The sequence below is a fragment of the Streptomyces sp. NPDC001351 genome, assembly GCF_042896045.1.
In the GTDB taxonomy this organism is placed as follows: domain Bacteria; phylum Actinomycetota; class Actinomycetes; order Streptomycetales; family Streptomycetaceae; genus Streptomyces.
In genome coordinates this window covers 1-23,429 of record NZ_JBIAWS010000032.1, presented here as the reverse complement: position 1 = coordinate 23,429, position 23,429 = coordinate 1, and the positions used below count along the sequence as shown (strand labels likewise).

Annotated in this window: 24 protein-coding genes; 19 read left to right on the top strand and 5 right to left on the bottom strand. The window is 71.6% G+C overall.

The annotated features are described in order from the left end of the window. Positions 1-210: 210 nt before the first annotated feature. The 11 genes from ACFY1U_RS50610 (at position 211) to ACFY1U_RS50560 (ending at position 12,744) form a co-directional block, all read left to right on the top strand. Entirely contained in the window at positions 211-837 is a 627-nt protein-coding gene (locus tag ACFY1U_RS50610) for an NUDIX domain-containing protein (RefSeq protein ID WP_390700878.1), read from the top strand. A gap of 165 nt (positions 838-1,002) precedes the next feature. After that, positions 1,003-3,075, top strand: a complete 2,073-nt coding sequence (locus ACFY1U_RS50605; RefSeq protein WP_390700877.1) for a tetratricopeptide repeat protein — start codon at positions 1,003-1,005, stop codon at positions 3,073-3,075. Positions 3,076-3,210: 135 nt separating this feature from the next. Further along, positions 3,211-4,335 carry an alanine dehydrogenase gene (gene ald / locus ACFY1U_RS50600; RefSeq protein WP_390700876.1) on the top strand — a complete coding sequence of 375 codons (1,125 nt, stop codon included), beginning with the start codon at positions 3,211-3,213 and terminating at the stop codon, positions 4,333-4,335. Positions 4,336-4,704: 369 nt separating this feature from the next. Further along, a complete protein-coding gene (locus tag ACFY1U_RS50595) occupies positions 4,705-5,880 on the top strand; it encodes a ParA family protein (RefSeq protein WP_099927832.1) in 1,176 nt (391 codons plus the stop codon). Continuing rightward, positions 5,865-6,446 (top strand): hypothetical protein, encoded by a 582-nt coding sequence (locus tag ACFY1U_RS50590; protein ID WP_344404104.1) that lies wholly within the window; start codon positions 5,865-5,867, stop codon positions 6,444-6,446. Before ACFY1U_RS50595 ends, ACFY1U_RS50590 begins: the two co-directional genes overlap by 16 nt. Positions 6,447-6,695: 249 nt before the next feature. Beyond that, the gene (locus tag ACFY1U_RS50585; RefSeq protein ID WP_390700880.1) at positions 6,696-7,889 is read left to right on the top strand and encodes a segregation/condensation protein A; all 1,194 of its coding nucleotides are present in this window, start codon (positions 6,696-6,698) and stop codon (positions 7,887-7,889) included. After that, entirely contained in the window at positions 7,886-8,539 is a 654-nt protein-coding gene (gene scpB, locus ACFY1U_RS50580) for an SMC-Scp complex subunit ScpB (RefSeq protein ID WP_390700875.1), read from the top strand. The genes ACFY1U_RS50585 and scpB overlap by 4 nt, the downstream gene beginning before the upstream one ends. Further along, complete coding sequence (locus tag ACFY1U_RS50575; RefSeq protein WP_390700874.1) at positions 8,539-9,660, top strand: pseudouridine synthase; 1,122 nt, start codon at positions 8,539-8,541, stop codon at positions 9,658-9,660. Before scpB ends, ACFY1U_RS50575 begins: the two co-directional genes overlap by 1 nt. 100 nt (positions 9,661-9,760) lie before the next feature. Continuing rightward, complete coding sequence (locus ACFY1U_RS50570) at positions 9,761-10,723, top strand: sigma-70 family RNA polymerase sigma factor (RefSeq protein ID WP_390700873.1); 963 nt, start codon at positions 9,761-9,763, stop codon at positions 10,721-10,723. Further along, positions 10,720-11,274: a TIGR03086 family metal-binding protein gene (locus ACFY1U_RS50565; RefSeq protein ID WP_390700872.1), complete on the top strand. Its 555-nt coding sequence runs from the start codon at positions 10,720-10,722 to the stop codon at positions 11,272-11,274. Before ACFY1U_RS50570 ends, ACFY1U_RS50565 begins: the two co-directional genes overlap by 4 nt. A gap of 54 nt (positions 11,275-11,328) precedes the next feature. Next, the gene (locus ACFY1U_RS50560) at positions 11,329-12,744 is read left to right on the top strand and encodes a DHA2 family efflux MFS transporter permease subunit (RefSeq protein WP_390700871.1); all 1,416 of its coding nucleotides are present in this window, start codon (positions 11,329-11,331) and stop codon (positions 12,742-12,744) included. Here ACFY1U_RS50560 and ACFY1U_RS50555 read toward each other — a convergent pair. Next, on the bottom strand, positions 12,627-13,598 hold the full coding sequence (locus ACFY1U_RS50555; protein ID WP_390700870.1) for a DUF72 domain-containing protein: 972 nt from the start codon (positions 13,596-13,598) through the stop codon (positions 12,627-12,629). The two genes, ACFY1U_RS50560 and ACFY1U_RS50555, sit on opposite strands and share 118 nt — an antisense overlap. A 132-nt stretch (positions 13,599-13,730) precedes the next feature. Between ACFY1U_RS50555 and ACFY1U_RS50550 the strand changes: the two genes are divergently transcribed. Genes ACFY1U_RS50550 through ACFY1U_RS50540 form a run of 3 tightly spaced genes read left to right on the top strand, consistent with a single transcriptional unit; the run spans position 13,731 to position 16,219 of the window. Next, positions 13,731-14,447: an NUDIX domain-containing protein gene (locus ACFY1U_RS50550; RefSeq protein WP_390700879.1), complete on the top strand. Its 717-nt coding sequence runs from the start codon at positions 13,731-13,733 to the stop codon at positions 14,445-14,447. Continuing rightward, positions 14,444-15,466 (top strand): ADP-ribosylglycohydrolase family protein, encoded by a 1,023-nt coding sequence (locus ACFY1U_RS50545; RefSeq protein ID WP_390700869.1) that lies wholly within the window; start codon positions 14,444-14,446, stop codon positions 15,464-15,466. Before ACFY1U_RS50550 ends, ACFY1U_RS50545 begins: the two co-directional genes overlap by 4 nt. Before the next feature lie 3 nt (positions 15,467-15,469). After that, the gene (locus tag ACFY1U_RS50540; RefSeq protein WP_390700868.1) at positions 15,470-16,219 is read left to right on the top strand and encodes a DNA polymerase beta superfamily protein; all 750 of its coding nucleotides are present in this window, start codon (positions 15,470-15,472) and stop codon (positions 16,217-16,219) included. On the opposite strand, the gene ACFY1U_RS50535 is transcribed toward ACFY1U_RS50540, so the two are convergent. Genes ACFY1U_RS50535 through ACFY1U_RS50520 form a run of 4 tightly spaced genes read right to left on the bottom strand, consistent with a single transcriptional unit; the run spans position 16,151 to position 18,581 of the window. Then, a complete protein-coding gene (locus tag ACFY1U_RS50535) occupies positions 16,151-16,888 on the bottom strand; it encodes a DNA polymerase beta superfamily protein (protein ID WP_390700867.1) in 738 nt (245 codons plus the stop codon). The two genes, ACFY1U_RS50540 and ACFY1U_RS50535, sit on opposite strands and share 69 nt — an antisense overlap. Positions 16,889-16,910: 22 nt before the next feature. Further along, on the bottom strand, positions 16,911-17,315 hold the full coding sequence (locus ACFY1U_RS50530) for a Rieske (2Fe-2S) protein (protein WP_390700866.1): 405 nt from the start codon (positions 17,313-17,315) through the stop codon (positions 16,911-16,913). Beyond that, complete coding sequence (locus ACFY1U_RS50525; protein ID WP_390700865.1) at positions 17,312-17,896, bottom strand: DUF6529 family protein; 585 nt, start codon at positions 17,894-17,896, stop codon at positions 17,312-17,314. The genes ACFY1U_RS50530 and ACFY1U_RS50525 overlap by 4 nt, the downstream gene beginning before the upstream one ends. A gap of 25 nt (positions 17,897-17,921) precedes the next feature. Next, entirely contained in the window at positions 17,922-18,581 is a 660-nt protein-coding gene (locus ACFY1U_RS50520; protein WP_390700864.1) for a hypothetical protein, read from the bottom strand. Between the two features lie 230 nt (positions 18,582-18,811). On the opposite strand from ACFY1U_RS50520, the gene aroH reads away from it, so the two are divergent. From aroH to der, 5 genes are all read left to right on the top strand, one after another. Continuing rightward, complete coding sequence (aroH, locus tag ACFY1U_RS50515; RefSeq protein WP_390700863.1) at positions 18,812-19,174, top strand: chorismate mutase; 363 nt, start codon at positions 18,812-18,814, stop codon at positions 19,172-19,174. Continuing rightward, positions 19,171-20,265 carry a prephenate dehydrogenase gene (locus ACFY1U_RS50510; protein WP_390700862.1) on the top strand — a complete coding sequence of 365 codons (1,095 nt, stop codon included), beginning with the start codon at positions 19,171-19,173 and terminating at the stop codon, positions 20,263-20,265. Before aroH ends, ACFY1U_RS50510 begins: the two co-directional genes overlap by 4 nt. Before the next feature lie 133 nt (positions 20,266-20,398). Then, positions 20,399-21,085, top strand: a complete 687-nt coding sequence (gene cmk, locus ACFY1U_RS50505; protein WP_390700861.1) for a (d)CMP kinase — start codon at positions 20,399-20,401, stop codon at positions 21,083-21,085. Beyond that, on the top strand, positions 21,043-21,735 hold the full coding sequence (locus ACFY1U_RS50500; protein ID WP_390700860.1) for a lysophospholipid acyltransferase family protein: 693 nt from the start codon (positions 21,043-21,045) through the stop codon (positions 21,733-21,735). The genes cmk and ACFY1U_RS50500 overlap by 43 nt, the downstream gene beginning before the upstream one ends. Positions 21,736-21,814: 79 nt before the next feature. Beyond that, positions 21,815-23,293 (top strand): ribosome biogenesis GTPase Der, encoded by a 1,479-nt coding sequence (der, locus tag ACFY1U_RS50495; protein WP_390700859.1) that lies wholly within the window; start codon positions 21,815-21,817, stop codon positions 23,291-23,293. Positions 23,294-23,429: the final 136 nt, after the last annotated feature.

Genomic DNA, 23,429 nt, shown 5'->3' with positions numbered 1-23,429 from the left:
CCTTACCTGGTGGCGACCCAGGCACACCCCGAGCTGCGCTCCCGCCCGACCCGCCCGCACCCGCTCTTCGCCGGCCTGGTGAAGGCCTCGGTCGAGCGGAAGAATTCCAAGTAACACACCAGTTGTACGGTGGCCGGGGCGCTCGCATTCAAAAGGTGAGCGCCCCGTTTCACTCGGCGTGTGCGGCACAAGTGTGCGAAAGGACAGGGCATGACGATCAAGGACACCCCCGAGGAGTGGGAGATCCGGGCGACGGAGACCCCCTTCGTGGGCAACAAGACCTCCGTGCGCACGGACGACGTGGTCATGCCCGACGGACATGTGGCCCGCCGCGACTACCAGGTCCACCCCGGTTCGGTCGCCGTCCTCGCCCTCGACGACGACGGCCGGGTGCTGCTCGTCCGCCAGTACCGCCACCCCGTGCGTCACAAGCTCTGGGAGATCCCGGCCGGTCTGCTCGACGTGCCCGGCGAGAACCCGCTGCACGCCGCCCAGCGCGAGCTCTACGAGGAGGCACACGTCAAGGCCGAGGACTGGCGTGTGCTGACCGACGTCTACACCACCCCCGGCGGCTGCGACGAGGCCGTGCGCGTCTTCCTCGCCCGCGATCTGTCCGAGGCCGACGGCGACCGCTTCGAGGTCGAGCACGAAGAGGCCGACATGGAGATCGCGCGGGTGCCCCTCCAGGAGCTCGTACGGGGTGTCCTCGCGGGCGAGCTGCACAACAACTGCCTTGTCGTGGGCGTCTTTTCGCTGGTCGCCGCAGAGCAGGGCGACGGGCTCGACGCGCTGCGCCCCGCCGAGGCGCCGTGGCCCGCGCGTCCCTTCGAGTCCTGAACGCCACCTCCTCCTCCGTACCGGTGTGACGATCTGCTGATCCGATCGGGGGATGTGCCCGCCGTGCTCCTCCAGGTTCGTTGCAGAGCGTGAACTAGGCTCTGTTGATGCCCGGTACCGGAGTCCCGGCGGGCTTGCGCGTGCGGTGGGACGGGAGTGTGGCCCGTGACGGATCAGGCGGTCAACACAGACGGTGTACGGCTGTCGGGGCACGCTGCTGACGAGAGCCGGTTCCTGGGCCGTACAAGGGAATTGAAGGAACTCCGCGCCGACATCGAGCGCGCGGGCCTGGACACCCTCTCCGGCCGCAAGGCCCCACGCGCGCGCGTACTGCTCATCGCGGGCAGGCCCGGTTCCGGACGCACCGCCCTCGCCGAGGAACTGGTACGGCAGGTTGCGGACCGTTACGACGACGGGGTGCTCCGGGCGCGGCTGAGCGAGCCCGACGGCACGCCCGTCCCCCTCGCGCAGACCGCCCGCGAACTGCTCGCCGCCCTGAAGCTGCCCACCCCCGCCGGAGCCGCCGCGGACGACCTGGCCGAGGCACTGCGCACCGCCCTCGCCGACCGCCGGGCCCTGGTGCTGCTCGACGACGCGGCGGACGCCGAGCAGGTCGACGCCCTGCTTCCGGACACGCCGGGCTGCCTGGTGGTGGCCGTGTCGGGCGGCCCCCTCACCGGTATCTCCGACGTCCGCCCCTGCACTCTCGGCGGCCTCGACACCAAGTCCGCACTGGAGCTGCTCACCCGGCACACCGGCTCGGTCCGCATCACCGTCGACCCCCGTGCCGCCGAGGGCCTGGTCGAGGAGTGCCAGGGCCACCCCGCCGCGCTGACGCTGGCGGGCGGCTGGCTCGCCGCCCGGCCCAAGGCGGCCGTCGCCGACCTGGCCAAGCATCTGCACACGGAGGGTGAGGGCACCCCCCTCAGCCGGGTCTTCGGGCTCGTCTACACCTCGCTGCCCGCCCCGTCCGCCCGGATGCTGCGACTGCTCTCCCTCGCCCCGGCCGGCCTGGTCGACCCGCACACCGCGGCCTCGCTCGCCGGCTGCTCGGTCGGCGACGCCCACGCCGCGCTCGACGAGTTCGTCGCCCTCGGTCTGCTGCGGGCCGCGGACTCGCCGTTGCCGCAGTACGAGGTGCCGGGCTGTCTGCACCCCCTGTTGAGGAAGCTCACCCAGAGCCAGGACCGGCCCGGGGAGGTGCAGCTGGCCCGCGCCCGCATGCTGGAGCGGACCGTACGGCTGCTGCAGTCCTGCCGGGTGATCACCGAGACGGACAGCCCCGAGGCGCGCGAGAAGCTCCAGGGCATGCCGCGCTCCCTGCGCTTCCCGAGCCCCCGTGCCGCCGAGGAGTGGCTGCGCCTGCGCAGGCCCGCCCTGCTGGCCGCGGCCCGGCTGGCCGTCGCGGACGGAGAGCTGGACACCCTCGCCCGCCGGCTGATGTCCCAGCTGGTCAAGGCCATGGTCGCGCATTTCGGCACCCGGGCCGCCGCCCCCGACCTGTACGGCATCCACCGGCTCGTCCTGGACGTGGCCGAGCGGCGGGACCTGCCCCGCGAGAAGGCCGCCGCGCTGCTGAACCTCGGCGATCTGGACGCCCAGACCGGCCGCACGACGGAGGCACTGGCCCGCTATCGGGCCGCGCTGGACGCCGGACGGGAGGCGAATGACCCGTACGCGAGCGGCCGCGCAATGGAATCCGTAGGCGGTGCGCATCTGGAGCTCGGGGACTACGACCGGGCCGCCGACTGGTTCGGCCGCGCCCTCGCCGAGCGCCTGGCCCGGGGCGAGCGGGCGGCCGCCGCCCGGCTCTACGGCCGTATCGCGGCGGCCCACACCTATGCGGGCCGCTACGGCGAGGCCCAGCGCGCCTGGCGCACGGCGATCGCCCGGCACCGCAAGAACGGCGACATCGCCTCCCACGCACGGGCGTTGAGCGAACTCGCCCGCGTGCAGGAGTACGCGGGACGGCCCGAGGAGTCGCTGCGGACCTGCCACGAGGCGGTGGAGTGGGCCCGGCGTGCCGAGGACGTACGGCTGCAGGCGGCGCTGCAGCTGCGGCTCGCCGACACGCTGGAACGCCTCGGCGATCCCGCCTCCGCTCAGCTGCACCGGGGCACGGCCGAGCGGCTGCTGGGGGAGGAGCGCAAGGACGGTGAACAGGAGCCGAAACCCCTTGATCCCTTGCAACAAGACGATGACACCTGCGAAATCCGTAGTACATCTGGCGAAGATTGATGCAATGGAAGGCTAGACAGAGAGAACACCTTCATTAGACTGGCTCTGCCGCACCTTCTCCTGCGGTGTCTCCCGGTGTGCTCATGCATGCCTGGGTATGCGTTGTATTGCCCCACATCCACTGAGCCAAGGACCGTGATCGACGTGAAGGTCGGCATCCCCCGCGAGGTCAAGAACAACGAGTTCCGGGTGGCCATCACCCCCGCCGGTGTGCACGAGCTCGTGCGCCACGGCCACCAGGTCGTCATCGAGCACGACGCCGGTGTCGGATCGTCGATCCCGGACAGCGAGTACGTCGCCGCCGGTGCGCAGATCCTGCCGACCGCCGACGAGGTGTGGGCCACCGCCGACCTGCTGCTGAAGGTCAAGGAGCCCATCGCCGAGGAGTACCACCGCCTGCGCAAGGACCAGACGCTCTTCACCTACCTGCACCTGGCCGCCTCCAAGGAGTGCACCGACGCGCTCATCGAGTCCGGCACCACGGCGATCGCCTACGAGACGGTCGAGCTCCCCAACCGCGCGCTGCCGCTGCTCGCCCCCATGTCCGAGGTCGCGGGCCGCCTCGCCCCGCAGGTCGGCGCCTACCACCTGATGCGCTCGGCCGGCGGCCGTGGCGTGCTCCCCGGCGGCGTCCCCGGCACCCAGCCCGCCAAGGCCGTCGTCATCGGCGGTGGCGTCTCCGGCTGGAACGCGACGCAGATCGCGGTCGGCCTGGGCTTCCACGTCACGCTGCTCGACCGCGACATCAACAAGCTGCGTGAGGCGGACAGGGTCTTCGGCACCAAGGTCCGGGCGATCATGTCCAACTCCTTCGAGCTGGAGAAGGCCGTCCTGGACGCCGACCTGGTCGTCGGCGCGGTCCTCATCCCCGGCGCCAAGGCCCCCAAGCTGGTCACCAACGAGCTCGTCTCCCGCATGAAGCCCGGGAGTGTCCTTGTCGACATCGCGATCGACCAGGGCGGATGCTTCGAGGACTCCCGTCCGACCACGCACGCCGAGCCGACCTTCCAGGTCCACGACTCGGTCTTCTACTGCGTCGCCAACATGCCGGGCGCGGTGCCCAACACCTCCACCTACGCGCTCACCAACGCGACGCTGCCCTACATCGTCGAACTCGCCAACCACGGCTGGGTGGAGGCGCTGCGCCGCGACCCCGCGCTCGCCAAGGGACTCAACACCCATGACGGCAAGGTCGTTTACCGCGAGGTCGCAGAGGCGCACGGACTGGAGCACGTGGAGCTCGAGAGCCTGCTCGGCTGAGCGGCGAGTCGTCGAGCCGCTAAGTCACCATTCGGTAAAAGGCGATACGTCAACACTGGTCGTCAACAGCGCACATCCGGCCGGACCTTGCCCGACAAGGTCCGGCCGGATGTGTGTATGGTCACTTTGTGGCTCTAGGTCAACTCGCCTCGAACGTAACCCTTCGACCGATTCGCACACCCGCGAAACCTGCCGTGCGACGGTCGTACGCCCTTGACAGAGGGATGTTTCATTGTCGACACATCGAGCCCGGTGCGGCGGATTGTGTTGCTGAGGACGCCCGACACGCCATAGAGTCGCCAGTCGTCGGCATGGTGCCACGCTGACCTGTCTAGAAGTTTCCTGGTCACCAAGGAGGTAAGACGACTTGTGAATGAGTCGACATTTTCTCCCGGGGGTGGTCAACCAGGAGCGCCTGTACGGGACCAGGGTCCCGCGGGGTTCGAGGCTGTCGGCTCCGTAGCTGTGCGCACCTTCGCAGCCCACCAGAGCCCGGGTCCGCAGGTGATCCGGACTGCACACCAGAGCATGGATGGCCATCACGTGAACGCCATGGCCGGCGACGGAAGTGGCGCGCCCCACAACCACTTCGCCGACTACGACGAACTGCCCGAAGGGCACTTCTACGACCCCGACGCGGAGTACGAGCCCGACCCCGAGTACGCGGCCACCCTCGCGCCCGACGCTGCCCGCCAGCGCCGTGAGCGCATCGGCCCGACCGGGCGTCCGCTGCCGTACTTCCCCATCCCGGGCCCGCTGACCGACCACGGGCCCGCGAAGATCATCGCGATGTGCAACCAGAAGGGCGGCGTCGGCAAGACGACGTCGACCATCAACCTGGGTGCCGCGCTCGCGGAGTACGGACGCCGCGTGCTGCTCGTGGACTTCGACCCGCAGGGCGCGCTGTCGGTGGGCCTCGGCGTCAATCCGATGGAGCTCGACCTCACCGTCTACAACCTGCTCATGGAGCGGGGGATGGCGGCCGACGAGGTGCTCCTCAAGACAGCGGTCCCGAACATGGACCTGCTGCCCAGCAACATCGACCTGTCCGCCGCCGAGGTGCAGCTGGTCTCGGAGGTCGCGCGCGAGTCCACGCTCCAGCGGGCCCTGAAGCCGCTGATGGCCGACTACGACTACATCGTGATCGACTGTCAGCCTTCACTGGGTCTGCTGACCGTGAACGCGCTGACGGCCGCCCACAAGGTGATCGTGCCCCTGGAATGCGAGTTCTTCGCCCTGCGCGGTGTCGCACTGCTGACGGAGACCATCGAGAAGGTCCAGGAGCGGCTCAACCCGGAGCTGGAACTCGACGGGATCCTGGCCACGATGTACGACTCGCGCACGGTCCACAGCCGCGAGGTGCTGGCCCGTGTGGTCGAGGCGTTCGACGATCACGTCTACCACACGGTCATCGGACGCACGGTCCGCTTCCCGGAGACCACGGTCGCCGGTGAGCCGATCACCACGTACGCCTCCAACTCCGTCGGCGCCGCCGCCTACCGTCAGCTCGCCAGGGAGGTGCTCGCCCGGTGTCACGCCGAGTGAGTCTGCCGGGGGCCGACGAACTCTTCCGTACGACAGGGGGAATGGCGCTCCAGCCGTCCACTCCGCGGCGGGGGGCCAACGGCGAGGCCCGGGTGCCCGCGCCCGCGGGGGAGAGCGATCCGGCCGCGGCCGCCTCGCCCGAGGACGCGCCGCAGTCGGTGCCCGCGCAGGGCGGCGACGGCGAGGGCCCGGAGCATGTCGCCGCGGAGCCGGAGCCGGCCGACGCCGGTGAGTCCCGCAGCCGTGCCGCGGGCCAGGAGCGCTCCGGGCGACGTCAGGGGGCGCAGGAAGGTTCTGCCGCCGCCGGCGCCCAGTCCCGTAAGCGCGGCCGGTCGTCGGCCTCGCGCCGGCCCAGTGGCCGCGAGCGGCACGACGAGAAGATCACCGTGTACGTCTCCGCCGAGGAGCTCATGGATCTGGAGCACGCACGTCTGGTGCTCCGCGGTGAGCACGGCCTCGCGGTCGACCGCGGGCGGATCGTCCGTGAGGCGGTCGCCGTGGTCCTGGCCGACCTGGAGTCCCGCGGGGACGCGAGCATCCTCGTACGCAGGCTGCGCGGGCGGTAGCGGTAGCCTGCGGGGGCCATGACCTCGAACGACGTTCCCGCCCCCGGCGCCGGCGCCTCCGGCGGCCGTCGGCGTGCACTGGGCCGGGGCCCTGGTGCTCCACGGGCCGAGCCGGTGGCTCCTCCCGGGGAACCGGCCCCGACTCCTGCGGAGACGAACCCCGAGGCTGCCGCCCCCGAGCCGGATCCGGGCCAGGAGGCCGCCGCTGAACGGCCGCTCCGTGAGCGGGGGCCGGATCTCGTCACTCCGGTGTCGGTCGCCGGGCCCCGAGGTTCGGGCCCGGGGCCAGAGGCTGTGGCCGATCGGCCGGTTCCTGAGCCCGGGCGGGATCCCGTGGCTCCGGCGTCGGTCGCCAGGCAGCGGCCCGTGGGCCTCGAGTCGGTTGCGGAGCCGGGCGCCGTGGCGCCGGAGGTGGTGTCTGCTCGTTCGGTGGGGGCCGTGGCGCCGGAGGTGGTCTCTGTGCCTTCGGTGGAGGCCGTGGCCTCGGAGACGGTGCGGGAGCCGGAGGACCTGGTTCCGGGGTCGGGTTCCGCGCCTCAGGTGAAAGCCGTGGCCCAGGGGGCTCCGGCCGAGTCCGGTGGCGTGCCCCAGGAAGCGGGTGCGGGGGCGGTAGCGGGCCCCGGGGACGCCGACGGCGACGGTGTCTTCAAGGTCCGGCTCGCCAATTTCGAGGGGCCCTTCGATCTGCTGCTTCAGCTGATCTCCAAGCACAAGCTGGACGTCACCGAGGTTGCGCTGTCCAAGGTGACCGACGAGTTCATGGCCCACATCCGGGCCATGGGGCCGGACTGGGATCTGGATCAGACGACCGAGTTCCTCGTCGTCGCGGCCACCTTGCTCGACCTCAAGGCCGCCCGGCTGCTGCCCTCCGCCGAGGTCGAGGACGAGGCCGACCTCGCGCTCCTGGAGGCACGGGACCTGCTGTTCGCACGGCTGCTGCAGTATCGCGCCTACAAACAGATCGCCGACATCTTCAACCAGCGGCTGGAGGAGGAGGCCCGGCGGTACCCGCGTACCGTCGGACTCGAGCCCCACCACGCCGAACTGCTGCCCGAGGTCGTCATCAGCATCGGGGCGGAGGGCTTCGCGAAGCTCGCCGTGAAGGCGATGCAGCCCAAGCCCAAGCCGCAGGTGTACGTGGATCACATCCACGCGCCGCTGGTCAGCGTGCAGGAGCAGGCCGAAATCGTGGTCGCCCGGCTCAGGGAGCTCGGCGAGGCCAGCTTCCGGGCACTGGTCGAGGACACCGACGACACCCTCACCGTCGTCGCACGATTCCTCGCGCTGCTGGAGCTCTACCGGGAGAAGGCCGTCGCCCTCGACCAGGAGACGGCGCTCGGTGAGCTGATCGTGCGCTGGACCGGCGGCGAGGGCGAGGCCCAGCGGATGGTGACCGACGAATTCGACCGACCGCCCGAGCCACCCAAGGAGGACAAGGCGTGAGCGAGGACACCACCGGCCTCCCGACAGGGCTGAACACCGTCGCCGACCTCGACCTCAAGCCCGCCCTGGAGGCCGTCCTCATGGTCGTGGACGAGCCCGCCACCGAGGAGCATCTCGCGAAGATCCTCCAGCGGCCGAAGCGGCAGGTCGGCGACGCACTGCGGGAGCTGGCCGACGAATACGCCGTGCAGGGCCGCGGATTCGAGCTGCGGCTGATCGCCGGCGGCTGGCGTTTCTACAGCCGGCCCGAGTACGCGGCGGCCGTGGAAGGCTTCGTCCTGGACGGCCAGCAGGCCCGGCTCACCCAGGCCGCCCTGGAGACTCTCGCCGTCGTCGCCTACCGTCAGCCGGTCAGCCGCAGCCGCGTCTCGGCCGTACGAGGAGTCAACTGCGACGGGGTCATGCGCACCCTGCTGCAGCGGGGTCTGGTCCAGGAGGCGGGCACGGAACCCGAAACAGGTGCGATCCTGTACACGACGACGAACTACTTCCTGGAGCGGATGGGCCTGCGCGGTCTGGACGAGCTCCCGGAGCTCGCGCCCTTCCTCCCGGAGGCGGAGGCGATCGAGGCCGAGACACTGGAAGGGGTTCCGTCGTTCGATCCGGACGCTCCGGATTCCGAGGACGCAGACGACAAGACGGAACTTTGATGCGAAGCAGCAGCGGCAGGAACAGCAGCGGAAACAACGGCGGGAGCCGTGGTGGCAACAGCGGCGGCCGCGGCGGGAGCAGCGGTGGCCGCGGTAATTACCGCGGCGCCGGTAACAACCGCGACGACAAGCAGGGCGGCCGGCCGAAGAAGCCCCGCCCGGAGGAGCGGCGCTACGACGTGGGCCCCGGCGCCACCCAGGACGGCCCGAAGTCGGGGCGCGGCGCCTCGGCGCGCGGCGGTGCCAAGGGCGGCCCAAGGCAGGGCCAGGGCACGGGCCGGGGCCGTTCGGCTCCGGCGACCTCGCGTGAGTACGACGCCCGGGCCGAGGAGCGCAACCGCGAGCGGTACGCCGGCAAGAAGGACGTCAAGCTGCCCAAGACCTTCCCGGGCGCCGAGCAGGAGGGCGAGCGGCTGCAGAAGGTGCTCGCGCGCGCCGGCTACGGCTCCCGGCGTGCCTGCGAGGAGCTGATCGAGCAGGCCCGCGTCGAGGTCAACGGCGAGATCGTCCTCGAGCAGGGCAAGCGCGTCGACCCGGAGAAGGACGAGGTCAAGGTCGACGGCCTGACGGTCGCGACGCAGTCGTACCAGTTCTTCTCGCTGAACAAGCCGGCCGGTGTCGTCTCGACGATGGAGGACCCCGAGGGCCGGCAGTGCCTCGGCGACTACGTCACCAACCGCGAGACCCGGCTCTTCCACGTGGGGCGCCTCGACACCGAGACCGAGGGCGTCATCCTGCTCACCAACCACGGCGAGCTGGCGCACCGCCTGACCCACCCCAAGTACGGCGTGAAGAAGACCTACCTCGCCGCGATCGTCGGTCCGATCCCGCGCGACCTGGGCAAGAAGCTGAAGGACGGCATCCAGCTGGAGGACGGCTACGCGCGCGCCGACCACTTCCGGGTGGTCGAGCAGACCGGCAAGAACTACCTGGTCGAGGTCACCCTCCACGAGGGCCGCAAGCACATCGTCCGCCGCATGCTGGCGGAGGCCGGCTTCCCGGTGGAGAAGCTGGTGCGCACCTCCTTCGGCCCGATCACCCTGGGCGACCAGAAGTCGGGCTGGCTGCGGAGGCTGTCGAACACCGAGGTCGGGATGCTGATGCAGGAGGTCGACCTCTAGCCGCTCTGCGCGACGGCCGGTTCCGGATCCTCTCCGGGACCGGCCGATGCGTTTTCGGTCCCTCGCCGGTCTGTACTCGTGACCGGCGAGAGGAATGGCCATGCCTGCTACGACGACGGACCGCGACGAGTTCGTCCGCCTGACGGACCCCTACCGGCGGGAGCTGCTCGCGCACTGCTACCGGATGCTGGGCTCGGTCGACGAGGCCGAGGACCTGGTGCAGGAGACCTATCTGCGGGCCTGGCGGTCCTACGAGGGCTACGAGGGCCGCGCGTCCCTGCGGACCTGGCTGCACCGCATCGCCACCAACACGTGTCTGACGGCGCTGGAGAGCCGCGCGAGGCGTCCCCTGCCCGCGAGGCTCGGCGGGCCGTCCGAGGCGCCTGAGGAGCCGCTGAGGGCCCCTGCGACGGATGTTCCCTGGCTCCAGCCGCTGCCCGACGCGCTGGTCGACCCGGCGACCGTCGTGGCCGCCCGCGGCAGCCTGCGGCTCGCGCTGGTCGCCGCGCTGCAGCACCTGCCCGCCCGGCAGCGGGCCGTGCTCATCCTGCGGGACGTGCTGGCCTGGCGGGCACCCGAGGTCGCCTCCCTGCTCGGGACCTCGACGGCCGCCGTCAAGAGCAGCCTCCAACGCGCGCGTGCACGGCTCGACGAGATCGCCCCGGACGAGGACCTCGTCGTCGAGCCCGGGGGCCCGGCGGACCGCGAGGTGCTCGACCGGTACATGGCCGCCTTCGAACGCGCCGACATGGACGCGCTGCTCGACCTCCTCCAGGACGGCGTCGAGCTGGAGATGCCGCCCCACCTGGAGTGGTTCCGCGGCAAGAAGGACGTGCTGCTGTTCCTGCGGGCCAGGGGACACGGGGACGGCCACTACCGGATGCTGCCCACGCGCGCGAACGGGCAGCCGGCCGTCGTCATGTATGTGCGCGGGGTGGACGGCGTGCTGCGGGCGCACTCGGTGCAGGTGCTCACCGTGGAGGGCGGCACCCTGGCCCGCATCACGGCCTTCATCGACCTGGCGCAGGTCGACCGCTTCGGGTTCCCCAGGGTGCTGTCGTGAACTGCGGGGAGCTGCTGGAGCGTTCGCTCGCCTACGCGCTGGGGAGTGTCGCCGGGGTGGGGCCTGGGAGTCTGGAGCGGGGCACCCCGTGCGCGGAGTGGGACCTGGGGGAGTTGCTCGGGCATCTCGACGACTCGCTGGACGCCCTGCACGAGGGGCTGACGGGAGGGCGGATCGGTCTCAGGCCGGGGCGCCCCGGGGGAGACCTCGCCTGCGCGTTCCGCACGCGCGCGTGTGCCGTGCTCGGCGCCTGGGCGGCCGGGCCCAGGGAGCAGGTGCTGGTGGGCGAACTGCCCCTGGACGTACGGGTGATGTCCGCCGTGGGGGCGGTGGAGATCGCCGTGCACGGATGGGACGTGGCGCAGGCCCGCGGGCGGCCCCGGCCCATACCGGCCCCGCTGGCGGCCGAACTGCTGGCGGTGGCGCGGTGCGTGGTCGCGGACGGGGACCGGGGCGTGCGGTTCGGCGCGCCCGTCGCCGTACCGCTGGACGCGGAGCCCGAAGCACGCCTGCTGGCCTTTCTGGGGCGGCGCGATTCCTTTCCGGGGTGAGGGTGGTCTGCCTTCCGTGAGCGACCTCAAGAGCTCATGGAAGGAACCCCCGTCATGACCGGCACACTGAGTGTCTCCGTACGCAAACCATCCGCCGGACAGGCCCCGCACCGACCCGTGTGGACCGTCCTCCTCGCCGGGCTCGGCGCGCTGCTGTGCTCCCTGGACGTCGTGGTCGTCGCGACCGCGCTGCCCGCCCTGCGGGCCGACTTCGGGGCGAGCCTGTCGGACCTGGAGTGGACGATCAACGCCTACAACCTGGTCTTCGCCTGTCTGACCCTGACCGGCGCCGCGCTCGGCGACCGGTTCGGGCGGCGGCGGATGTACCTCGCCGGGCTCGCCGTCTTCACCCTGGGCTCGGCCGCCTCCGCGCTGGCGGGCGGGCCGGGCCAGCTCATCGGTGCGCGCGTGGTGCAGGGCGCCGGAGCCGCCGTACTGCTTCCCCTCACCCTGACCCTGATCAGCGAGGCGTTCCCGGCCGAGAAGCGGGGCGTCGCCATCGGTGTGTGGGGCGGGGTGACCGGCCTTGGAGTGGCGGCCGGGCCGGTGCTGGGCGGGGCCGTCACCGAGGGACTGTCCTGGCAGTGGATCTTCTGGCTGAACGTGCCCATCGGCCTTGCGATGCTGCCGTTCGCCGCCACCCGGCTGCGCGAGAGCTACGGCACCCGGCCCCAACTCGACCTCATGGGGCTGGTGTTGGCGGCAGTCGGCGTGACCGGGCTGGCCTGGGCGCCGGTCCGGGCACCGCAGGCGGGCTGGGGGAGCGCCGAGGTGCTGACCGCACTCGCCGCCGGGATCGTGTTCGTGGCCGCCTTCCTGCTCTGGGAGCGCACGGGAGCCCGCTACCCGATGCTGCCGCTCGCGCACTTCCGCAACCGCGGCTTCTCCGTCGCCAACGCGGCCGCCTTCCTGGTCTTCGGGTCGCTGCTGGGCGCCCTCTTCGTGATCACGCAGTTGTTCCAGACCGGGCTCGGCTACTCCCCGCTCCAGGCGGGCGTGCGCATCCTCGTCTGGAACGCGATGCCGCTGCTGGTCGCGCCGGTCGCGGGCGCCCTCGCCGACCGCTTCGGCACCCGGCCCTTCATGTTCGGCGGCCTCGCGCTGCAGGCGCTGGGCCTCGCCCTGCTGGCCCGGCAGGTCGAACCCGGCGTCCGCTACGGGCAGTTGGTCCTCCCGCTGATCATCGCGGGCGTCGGCATCTCCATGGTCTTTCCGAGCGTCGCCAACGCCGTGACCTCCGCCGTCCCCCTCGGCGACGCGGGCGTCGCGGCAGGCGTCAACAACGCCCTGCGCGAACTGGGCGGCGTCTTCGGTATCGCCGTCGCCGCCCTGGTCTTCACGCAGTACGGCGGCTACGGCTCACCCGCGTCCTTCCTGGACGGCTGCGCACCGGCGCTGTGGGTGTCGGCGGGGGCCGCGGGGGCGGGGGCGCTGGTGGCGGCGTTCGCGCCGTCACGCGCGCGCGTGTGAGCCCACTCCGCGCCGCCGAGAAGCCCCTTCATGGCCTCGGCGGCGCGGACCGCGGCGGCACCGCAGCAGTTGTTGAACAGCACATGGAGTTGCTCCGTCCGCCCGGCCAGCGACTGCAGCCGGGGCAGCCAGTCGAGGAGTTCGTCCTCCCCGTAGTCGTACCGGAACCGGTCCTCCTTGCTCCCCGACCCCCAGGCCGCGCTCCGCCCGTGGAACCGGACGACGGACAGCCGCGGCGCGGCGACCGGCGTGACGGGCGGGATGGACGAGGGAAGCGACTGGGTCATGTCCACCGCCACGGCGGTCATGCCGTACCGGGTCAGTAACGCGCGCGTGGCCTCCGCCCACTCCGGCCGCCACCATGCGGGATGCCGGAACTCCACGGAGACCGGCCACCCTTCGGTCCGCTCGGCGCACTCCCGCAGGAACTCCCCGCTCCGCTTTCCGGGGCGAAACCACGGCGGCATCTGGAACAGCACGCTGCCGAGCCGCCCGGCCTCTCGCAGCGGCTCGATCCCCTCGGTGAACCGCGCCCACACCGCGTCGAGCACCTTCGGATCCCGGTGGTCGGCAAGAAGCCCGTCCGGCATCACCGAGTACCGCGTCGGGTGGCCGGTGAGCAGCGAGAACGCCTTCACGTCGAAGACGAAGCCGTCCGGCGTCCGTTCGGTCCACAGGAGGCTGTTGCGGGCGCTCGGCAGCGCGTAGTACGCCGAGTCGACCTCGACGACGGGGAACCGCTCGGCGTAGTGCCTCAGCCGCCCCTCCGCGTCCTTGCGCCCCGCCGGATACCAGCCGCTGCCGACCAGCGCCGGGTCCGTCCACGAACACGTGCCCACGAGGATCTCGCCCATGCGGTGCCGGTTACCCCTCTCGGGCTCGCGGAAGCGCGCGGGTTGTGGAAGCGCGCGGGTTGTGGAAGCACCCACCCCATGTTTATAGTCGATATGACCATTAAGCAGTCCGGGGGGTTGGAGGCCGGTGTCATGGAGTACGACAAGTACGCCTACGAACCCTTCGCCGTCACCGTCGACCTCGCCGTCCTGACGATTCGTGACGGCGCCCTGCACGTCCTCCTCGTGGAGCGCGGCCAGGATCCCTACGCCGGTCACTGGGCACTGCCCGGCGGCTTCGTGGAGCCGCGGGAGTCGGCGGAGACGGCCGCCCGGCGTGAACTCGCCGAGGAGACCGGCCTCGTGGACGTCACCGGGCTCCATCTGGAACAGCTGCGGACCTACAGCGAACCCGACCGCGACCCCCGGATGCGGGTCGTGTCCGTCGCCTTCACCGCGCTGCTGCCCGACGCGCCCGAGCCGCGGGCCGGCAGCGACGCGGCGCGGGCGAGCTGGCTGCCGTACGACTCGGCCCGGCCGCTCGCCTTCGACCACGACACGATCCTGGCGGACGCCCACGAACGGGTCGGCGCCAAGCTCGAGTACACCTGTCTGGCCACCGCCTTCTGCCCGCCCGAGTTCACGCTCGGCGAGCTGCAGCACGTCTACGAGACGGTCTGGGGCACGGCCCTCGACCGGCCCAACTTCCGCCGCAAGGTGCTCGCCACGCCCGGCTTCGTCGAGGCCGTGCCGGGCGCCGCCCGGCTGACCGGCGGCCGGGGCAAACCCGCCGCGCTGTATCGCGCGGGCCCGGCCACCGCGCTGCACCCACCCCTCCTCCGACCGTCCCGGGAAGGACGCCCCGCATGACCGCCACCATCGTCGACAAGCAAGCAGCCACCGGGGCGTTGACCGGACTCGCACTCGGGGACGCGCTCGGCTTCCCGACCGAGTTCAACGACGTGCCGTCGATCCTGGCCAAGTGCGGGCCGTGGCGGCAGATGCGGCTGCCGAAGCCCGCGATCGTCACGGACGACACGCAGATGACGCTGGCGGTGGGGCGGGCGCTGCGGACGGCGATGGACCGTGGGGTGCTCGCGCCGAAGCGGCTGGAGCGGCCGCTGCGCGAGGAGTTCGTGGACTGGTACCAGTCGCCGGAGAACAACCGGGCGCCCGGGAACACCTGTCTGCTGGCCTGCTACCTGCTGAAGGACGACAGCCGCCGCTGGCAGGACGCCAGCCAGATCGGCTCCAAGGGCTGCGGCGCCAATATGCGGGTCGCACCCGTCGGGCTCGTTCCCGGCCTGAGCGACGAACAGCGCGCGGGCGCCGCCCAGTTGCAGTCCGCACTGACCCACGGGCACCCGACCGCGCTCGCCGTCTCCGACCTCACCGCCCGTGCCGTACGGCTGCTCGCCCAGGGCGCCGAGCCGACCGGCCTGGTCGGCCTGCTCAGGTCGTACGCCATGGAGAACCGCAGCCGCTACCACCACGCCTGGCTCGGCGACCTGTGGACCCGTGCCGGTGACGCCACCCCCGAGGAGTTCATCGCGCGCGGCTGGGACGAGTGCCTGGAGATCCTCGGCCGCCTCCAGGACGCCGTGCGCACGGTCTCGGCGGAGACCGACCCGTGCCTGGCCACCGGCGCGGGCTGGATCGCCGAAGAGGCCCTGGCGACCGGCCTGTTGTGCTTCCTGCTCTTCGTCGACGAACCGGTGACGGCCATCCGGCGCGCCGCCTGTACCTCCGGCGACTCGGACTCCATAGCCTGCCTGACGGGCGCCTTCGCGGGGGCGCACCTGGGCGCCGACGCCTGGCCGACCGAGTGGGCCGACCGCATCGAATACCGCAGCGACCTGCTGACCCTCGGCGCCCTCTGGGACGCTTGAGCCATGATCGACGCCCTGGACCTCGACCTGACGCCGGTGGTCGCCGAACAGCCCGACCCGGTGCTGTTCGCGACCGTCTCCGGCGCCCACCTCTACGGCTTCCCCTCACGCGACTCGGACGTCGACCTGCGGGGCGTGCACCTGCTGCCCACGGCGGACCTGCTGGGGTTGCGGGAGCCGGACGAGACCCGGTCCCGGATGTGGGACCGGGACGGTGTCGAGCTGGACCTGGTCACCCACGACCTGCGCAAGTTCGTACGGCTGATGCTGCGCCGCAACGGCTATGTGCTGGAGCAGCTGCTGTCGCCGCTGGTCGTGCACACGACCGACGCGCACCGTGAACTGGCCGCGCTCGCGCCCGGCGTGCTCACCAGCCATCACGCCCACCACTACAGAGGGTTCGCGAACACCCAGTGGCGGCTGTTCGAGAAGACCGGTGAGCTCAAGCCTCTGCTGTACACCTTTCGGGTCCTGCTCACCGGCATCCACCTGATGCGCAGCGGCCAGGTGCAGGCCCATCTGCCCACGCTGCTGGGCGAGTTGGACGCCCCCGCCTACCTGCCGGAGCTGATCGCGGCGAAGGCGGAGCAGGAGCACGGGGACGCCGAGGTCGACCACGCGCGCGTGCGGGCTGACGTCGAGCAGCTGCACGGCGTGCTGGACGCGGCGCAGGAGGCCTCGGCGCTACCCGACGCCCCGGCCGTCCACGACGCCCTGCACGACTTCGTCGTACGCGTCCGGCTGGAGCGCTGAGGCGCGGCGGACGCGGACGAGGAAGGCCTCCACGCGGGCTCGGTCCGGCTCCTCGGGGAGGGGGCTGTGGCGGGCCGCCTCGTCGGCCTGCGCGGCCAGGCGGTTCATCCGGGACTCGACCTCCGGCCACGGGACCTCGCCCCGCTTCACGGCCAGGAGGGGCTCGCGCTGCCCGCCCACGTCGATGGTGAGGGCGCCCGTTCGCAGCAGGTCGCGGGAGCTCATCAGGAGGCGCAGCAGATGCATGGCGTGCTTCCAGCGCGGGGCGCCGTGGAGGCGGACATGGGCCTCCAGCTTCTTGCGCTGGCCGAGGGCGTAGCGCGTGAACGTCTCGTGGGCCCGGCGGGAGAGGAACGCCCCGCGCAGCGCGAGGAGTTCGCGGCCGGTGTCGTCGACGTACTCCACGAGCGGGGAGTGCAGGCACTCCAGGATGTTCGGGTTGGCGCGCAGGGCCAGCTCGCAGAAGCGCTCCAGCTCCCAGGAGAACTGCTCCTCGGCCGGTCCCTCGACATGCGTCGGCGGCTTCTCGAAGCGCCAGAACAGGGGAGTGGGCGCCGCGAACACGCCCCGGCGGTCGGTGTCGCTGCCGTCCGTCGCCAGACCGAAGGCGCGCGATCCCATGACGCAGGCGTAGATCGTGTGGTCGCGCACCAGGGTCTCGGGAAGCATGTCCGGGAGCGTACGCGGCCCCTCACGCCAGACGGATCGAATTTCCCTCCACCTTGATCTGCTCCGCGGGCAGCGGCTTCGGCGCGGGGCCGCCGGCCACCGAGCCGTCGGCGATGCGGTACTTGCTGCCGTGGCAGGGGCAGTCGATGGTGCCGTTCGAGACGGTGCTCACCGTGCAGCCCTGGTGGGTGCAGATCGCCGAGAAGGCCTTGAACTCGTCCTTCTTCGGCTGGGTGACCACGACCTTCTGGTCCTTGAAGATCTTGCCGCCGCCGACCGGGATCTCGGAGGTCTTCGCCAGCTCCTGCCCGCCGGAGGCGTTCGCGGAGGACCCGGAGTCGCTGTTGCCGTACTTGCTGCAGCCCGCGGCGAGCGTCGCCGCGCCCGTCGCGAGGAGAACCGTGCGCCGCGTCGAGCGGTGGGTCATGTCGTCACTCCGAACGTGCGGAAGAACCAGAGGGCGGACGTCAGCCAGATGAGCGTGAGAACGGTGAAGACCAGCCCCCCGACGAGCGGCAGCAGCCAGCCGGGGAGCCGCTGTGAGCGAAGCAGCAGCATCTTGGCACTGAAGGCACCGAAGAAGAAGCAACCCAGGGCGGAATGCCACATCACGCGCGTCGAGTAGGTCTGGTAGCCCAGGGCGTACAGGCAGTGCACGGCGACCGGGACCGCCACCAGGAACGCGATCCGGCCCGACCAGCGGTGCAGCGCCGACGCCCAGCGCGGCCCCGGCAGCTTGCCGTACACCATGAACGCGCTGACCAGCTGGACGAGAGCGAAGAAGAACGCGGTCGACGCCAGCCACGACTTCACCGCGCCCGTGCTGCTGAACCCGGCCAGGTTGAAGGCCGTCCCGCTGGGGTCGTGGACCTTGCCGTACACCCCGAGGCCGACGGCCACCGCGGCGGCGACGAAGGCCGGGACGAGGTAGCGGGCGGGGCTGGGGGCGCGATGGGCGGGTCCGGAGGGCGGGAAACTCTGGGTCGCGGCGTTCGGGTCGACGGTCATGGTGTCGTCTCCCAGGTCAGGAGGATCAAGGAGTTACGGGATGTGCCGTCAGCCGCTGTCCGCCGACCGTCACCGCGCCCGTCGCCGGGTCGATGGCCGGCGCGGCCGAAGGCGTTCCGTCGCGGGTGACGATGCCCACCTGCTTGCCACCCGGCAGGACGATCCAGCCGCCGACGATTCTGGCGCCGGCGACCTGGCTGTTCGCCCGGTAGATCCCGGACGGCTTCTTCGCCCTGTCGAGGGTGAAGGAGTAGTGCCCGCCGCCGACCTCGGCCGTGCCCCGGAGCTGCTTGGTGCCCTTCAGCGTGCCGTTCAGCTTGGCGCCGTGGTCACCGGTCAGGCTCAGGCTGCCGTCGTCCTTCACCGCGCCCTTCAGCCACGACTCGATGTTGTGGCCGTCGCAGAAGTACGCGATCGCCTTGCCGCCACGCAGTGAGACGGCCACGGCGGACGAGTCGTCGTCGGTACGGCCGGTGTAGACACCCTCGGGCGCGGCCGCCCGCGACGGCGACGGGCTGGGCGACGCGGCGGCCTTGGAGGGGGTCGGCGACGCAGTGACGGCGGGCGACTTCTCCTTGTACGGGGACGCGGCGCTCTTCGACCCCGTCGTCGCGTTGAGCGACAGCATGAACAGGCCGAGCAGCAGTCCCGCGAGCAGGGTGAGCAGCGGTCCAGGACGCTTCATACGGGCCTCCCCCGAGGCGAGTGTCCTGCCATCAGAGCGGACCGGCGGCCCCGACGTAAAGAGGCGCACAGGGGCGAGCCGCCGCAAGTAGCGAAATCGGGGCGATTCGGTGACATGGGCAGGGCATCGGAGCCCTCGTCTCAGCGGGCGGGCGTCGCGCACCCGCCCGCCGCGGGCTGACTAGGCTGGAGGGTCGAAAGCCGATCCGTACATCAGCGAGGAGTGCAGCCGTGGCGGTACGAGCGGTCCGGGGAGCCGTCCAACTTCAGCGGGACGAGGCCGGACACATGGACGAGCAGGTCGGAGCCCTGCTCACCGCCATCCTCGAGCGGAACGGGCTCAGCGCCGACGACCTGATCAGCATCTGGTTCACGGCCACGCCCGACCTGCACAGCGACTTCCCGGCGGCCGCCGCACGCAAGCTCGGCATCGTCGACGTACCGCTGATCTGCGCCCAGGAACTCGACATCGAGGGCGCCATGCCGCGCGTCGTGCGGGTCCTGGCGCACATCGAGTCGGACCGCTCCCGCGCCGACATCGCCCATGTCTACCTCGGCGCCGCGGCCGCCCTGCGCAAGGACATCGCCCAGTGAGAACCGCGCTCGTCATCGGCACCGGACTCATCGGTACGTCCGCCGCCATCGCCCTGTCCCAGCGGGGCGTCGTCGTCCACCTCGCCGACCACGACCCGGAGCAGGCCCGTACGGCCGCCGCGCTCGGCGCCGGCATCGACGAGGCCCCCGACGGGCCGGTCGACCTCGCGATCATCGCCGCGCCTCCCGCCCATGTGGCCGGGGTGCTGGCCGACGCCATGCGCCGGGGCGCGGCCCGCGGCTACCTCGACGTGGCCAGCGTCAAGGGCGGCCCGCGCCGCGAGCTGGAGGCGCTGGGCCTGGATGCGTCCGTGATGTCGAAGTACATCGGCACCCACCCCATGTCGGGCCGCGAGAAGTCCGGGCCGCTGGCGGCCACCGGTGACCTCTTCGAGGGCCGCCCCTGGGTGCTCACCCCGACCCGGGACACCGACACCGAGGTGCTCAACCTCGCCCTGGAGCTGGTCTCGCACTGCCGGGCCGTCCCGGTCGTCATGGACGCCGACGCCCACGACCGCGCCGTCGCCCTGGTCTCCCACATGCCCCACCTGGTGTCCAGCATGGTCGCCGCGCGGCTGGAGAACGCCGAGGAGGCGGCCGTACGACTGTGCGGTCAGGGCATCCGGGACGTGACCCGGATCGCCGCGTCCGACCCCCGGATGTGGATCGACATCCTGTCCGCGAACCCCGGCCCGGTCGCCGACCTGCTTTCCGACGTCGCCGCCGACCTGGAGGAGACGGTGCAGGCGCTGCGGTCCCTGCAGTCCTCCGACGAGGCCAAGCGTGGTGAGGGTGTCCTGGGCATCGAGGACGTCCTCCGGCGCGGGAACGCCGGACAGGTCCGCGTCCCCGGCAAGCACGGGTCCGCTCCGCGGGCGTACGAGGTCGTGGCCGTCCTCATCGACGACCAGCCGGGGCAGCTGGCACGGATCTTCGCCGACGCGGGCCGGGCCGGGGTCAACATCGAGGACGTACGCATCGAGCACGCCACCGGGCAGCAGGCGGGGCTGGTGCAGCTGATGGTGGAGCCGCAGGCGGCGCCGGTCCTCACGGCGGCACTGCGGGAGCGGGGCTGGGCGATCCGGCAGTGATCAACCGCACCCCCGCGCAGTGATCCCCCGGATCATCCGCCTGTAAGAAGGGTGCCGGCGAGCCAGTAACCTTGTGCAGGGCACCATCGCGGCCCCGCACACCCACCGCACCGCACCAGGAAGGTGTCCCCCCGTGGAAAACGGCGTCGCCAAGCCCGTGATTGTCGCCATCGACGGTCCGGCCGGCACCGGCAAGTCGAGCACGTCGAAGGCCGTCGCCGCGCAGCTCGGCCTGAGCTACCTGGACACCGGTGCCCAGTACCGGGCGATCACCTGGTGGATGGTGAACAACGGGATCGACGTCGACGACCCGTCCGCGATCGCCGCCGTGGCGGGCAAGGCCGAGATCGTCTCCGGCACGGACCCGGCCCATCCGACGATCACGGTCGACGGCACCGACGTGGCCGGCCCGATCCGCACCCAGGAGGTCAGCTCCAAGGTCAGCGCGGTCAGCGCGGTGCCCGAGGTGCGGGCCCGGATCACCGAGCTGCAGCGCTCGCTGGCCACCTCCGCGGAGCACGGCATCGTCGTCGAGGGCCGTGACATCGGTACGACCGTGCTGCCCGACGCCGACCTGAAGATCTTCCTCACCGCATCGCCGGAGGCGCGTGCCGCCCGCCGCAGCGGCGAGCTGAAGGGCGCCGACGTGCACGCCACCCGCGAGGCGCTGATCAAGCGCGACGCGGCCGACTCCTCCCGCAAGACCTCGCCGCTCGCCAAGGCGGACGACGCGGTCGAGGTGGACACCACCGACCTCACCCTCGCGCAGGTCATCGAGTGCGTCGTCACCCTCGTCGAGGAGAAGCGGGCCGGGAAGTGACCGCACCTTCCGTCCCTTCCGAGAAAGGCGCCGAGGTCGGGCGGCGGATCGGCGTCGGCCTGATGTACGGGCTGTTCAAGCCGCGGGTGCTGGGCTCCTGGAAGGTGCCCGCCACCGGCCCGGTGATCTTCGCCGTCAACCACTCCCACAACATCGACGGTCCGATGGTCATGGGCGTGGCGCCCCGGCCGACGCACTTCCTGATCAAGAAGGAGGCGTTCGTCGGCCCGCTGGACCCCTTCCTGCTCGGCATCGGGCAGGTCAAGGTCGACCGGTCGGGTGCCGACCGCACGGCGATCACGCAGGCGCTGGACGTGCTGTCCTCCGGCGGGGTCCTGGGCATCTTCCCGGAGGGCACCCGCGGTGAGGGCGACTTCGCCGCGCTGCGCGCCGGGCTCGCGTACTTCGCCGTACGCAGCGGAGCACCGGTCGTCCCGGTCGCCGTACTGGGAAGTTCCGAGCGGCGGGGACGGTTGATAAAGGGGCTGCCTCCGCTGCGCAGCCGTATCGACGTCGTCTTCGGCGACCCCTTCGAGGCGGGCGACGGCAGCGGACGGCGCACGCGCAAGGCGCTCGACGAGGCGACCGAACGCATCCAGAAGCAGCTCACCGCTCACCTGGAAAACGCCAGGCGCCTGACCGGGCGCTGAGCGACACTTCAGTAGTGGATCAGGCGAAGAAACCGGATGGTCCACCGATCACCACGATGAACGACGAGGTACGGACTTCATGAACGACCACATCCACTCCGACGGCTCGGGCGAGGAGCACGACCACGGAGCGCTTGGCGACGCCGAGTACGCGGACTTCATGGAGCTCGCCGCGGAAGAGGGCTTCGACCTCGAGGACGTCGAGGGCGCCATCGAGGAGGCCGGTCACGGCCCGCTGCCCGTCCTCGCCGTCGTCGGCCGCCCGAATGTCGGCAAGTCGACTCTGGTGAACCGCATCATCGGGCGGCGCGAGGCGGTCGTCGAGGACAAGCCCGGCGTCACCCGCGACCGCGTCACCTACGAGGCCGAGTGGTCGGGCCGCCGCTTCAAGGTCGTCGACACCGGCGGCTGGGAGCAGGACGTCCTCGGCATCGATGCCTCCGTGGCCGCGCAGGCCGAGTACGCGATCGAGGCCGCCGACGCCGTCGTGTTCGTCGTCGACGCCAAGGTCGGCGCCACCGACACCGACGAGGCGGTCGTACGGCTGCTGCGCAAGGCCGGCAAGCCGGTGGTGCTCGCGGCCAACAAGGTCGACGGGCAGAGCGGTGAGGCGGACGCGGCCTATCTGTGGTCGCTGGGTCTCGGTGAGCCGCACCCCGTCTCCGCGCTGCACGGCCGCGGCACCGGCGACATGCTGGACGCCGTGCTCGAGGTCCTGCCGGACGCCCCCGAGCAGACCTTCGGCACCGCGATCGGCGGCCCGCGCCGCATCGCCCTGATCGGCCGCCCGAACGTCGGCAAGTCCTCCCTCCTGAACAAGGTGGCGGGCGAGGAGCGCGTCGTCGTCAACGAGCTGGCGGGCACCACCCGCGACCCGGTCGACGAACTCATCGAACTCGGCGGCGTCACCTGGAAGTTCGTCGACACCGCCGGTATCCGCAAGCGCGTCCACCTCCAGCAGGGCGCCGACTACTACGCCTCCCTGCGTACTGCCGCCGCCGTCGAGAAGGCCGAGGTCGCGGTCATCCTGATCGACGGCTCCGAGTCCATCTCGGTACAGGACCAGCGCATCGTCACCATGGCCGTCGAGGCGGGCCGGGCGATCGTCATGGCCTACAACAAGTGGGACACCCTCGACGAGGAGCGCCGCTACTACCTGGAGCGGGAGATCGAGACCGAGCTCGGCCAGGTCGCCTGGGCGCCCCGGGTGAACGTCTCCGCCCGCACCGGACGGCACATGGAGAAGCTGGTCCCGGCGATCGAGACCGCGCTGGCCGGCTGGGAGACCCGCGTCCCGACGGGCCGTCTCAACGCCTTCCTCGGCGAGCTGGTCGCCGCCCACCCGCACCCGATCCGCGGCGGCAAGCAGCCCCGCATCCTCTTCGGCACCCAGGCCGGCACCAAGCCTCCGCGGTTCGTGCTGTTCGCCTCCGGGTTCATCGAGGCGGGCTACCGGCGCTTCATCGAGCGCCGGCTGCGCGAGGAGTTCGGCTTCGAGGGGACGCCGATCCATATCTCGGTGCGGGTGCGCGAGAAGCGCGGCAACAAGAAGAAGTAGACGGCACATGGGGGTGGGGGGGGGCGGGGGGGGCCCCCCCCCCCCCACCCCCACCCCCCCCCCCCCGGCCCCCGGGGGGGGGGCGGCCGCCCGGGCCGCCAAAAAGTGCGCGGACCGGGGCGGGGTGACCCCGAGG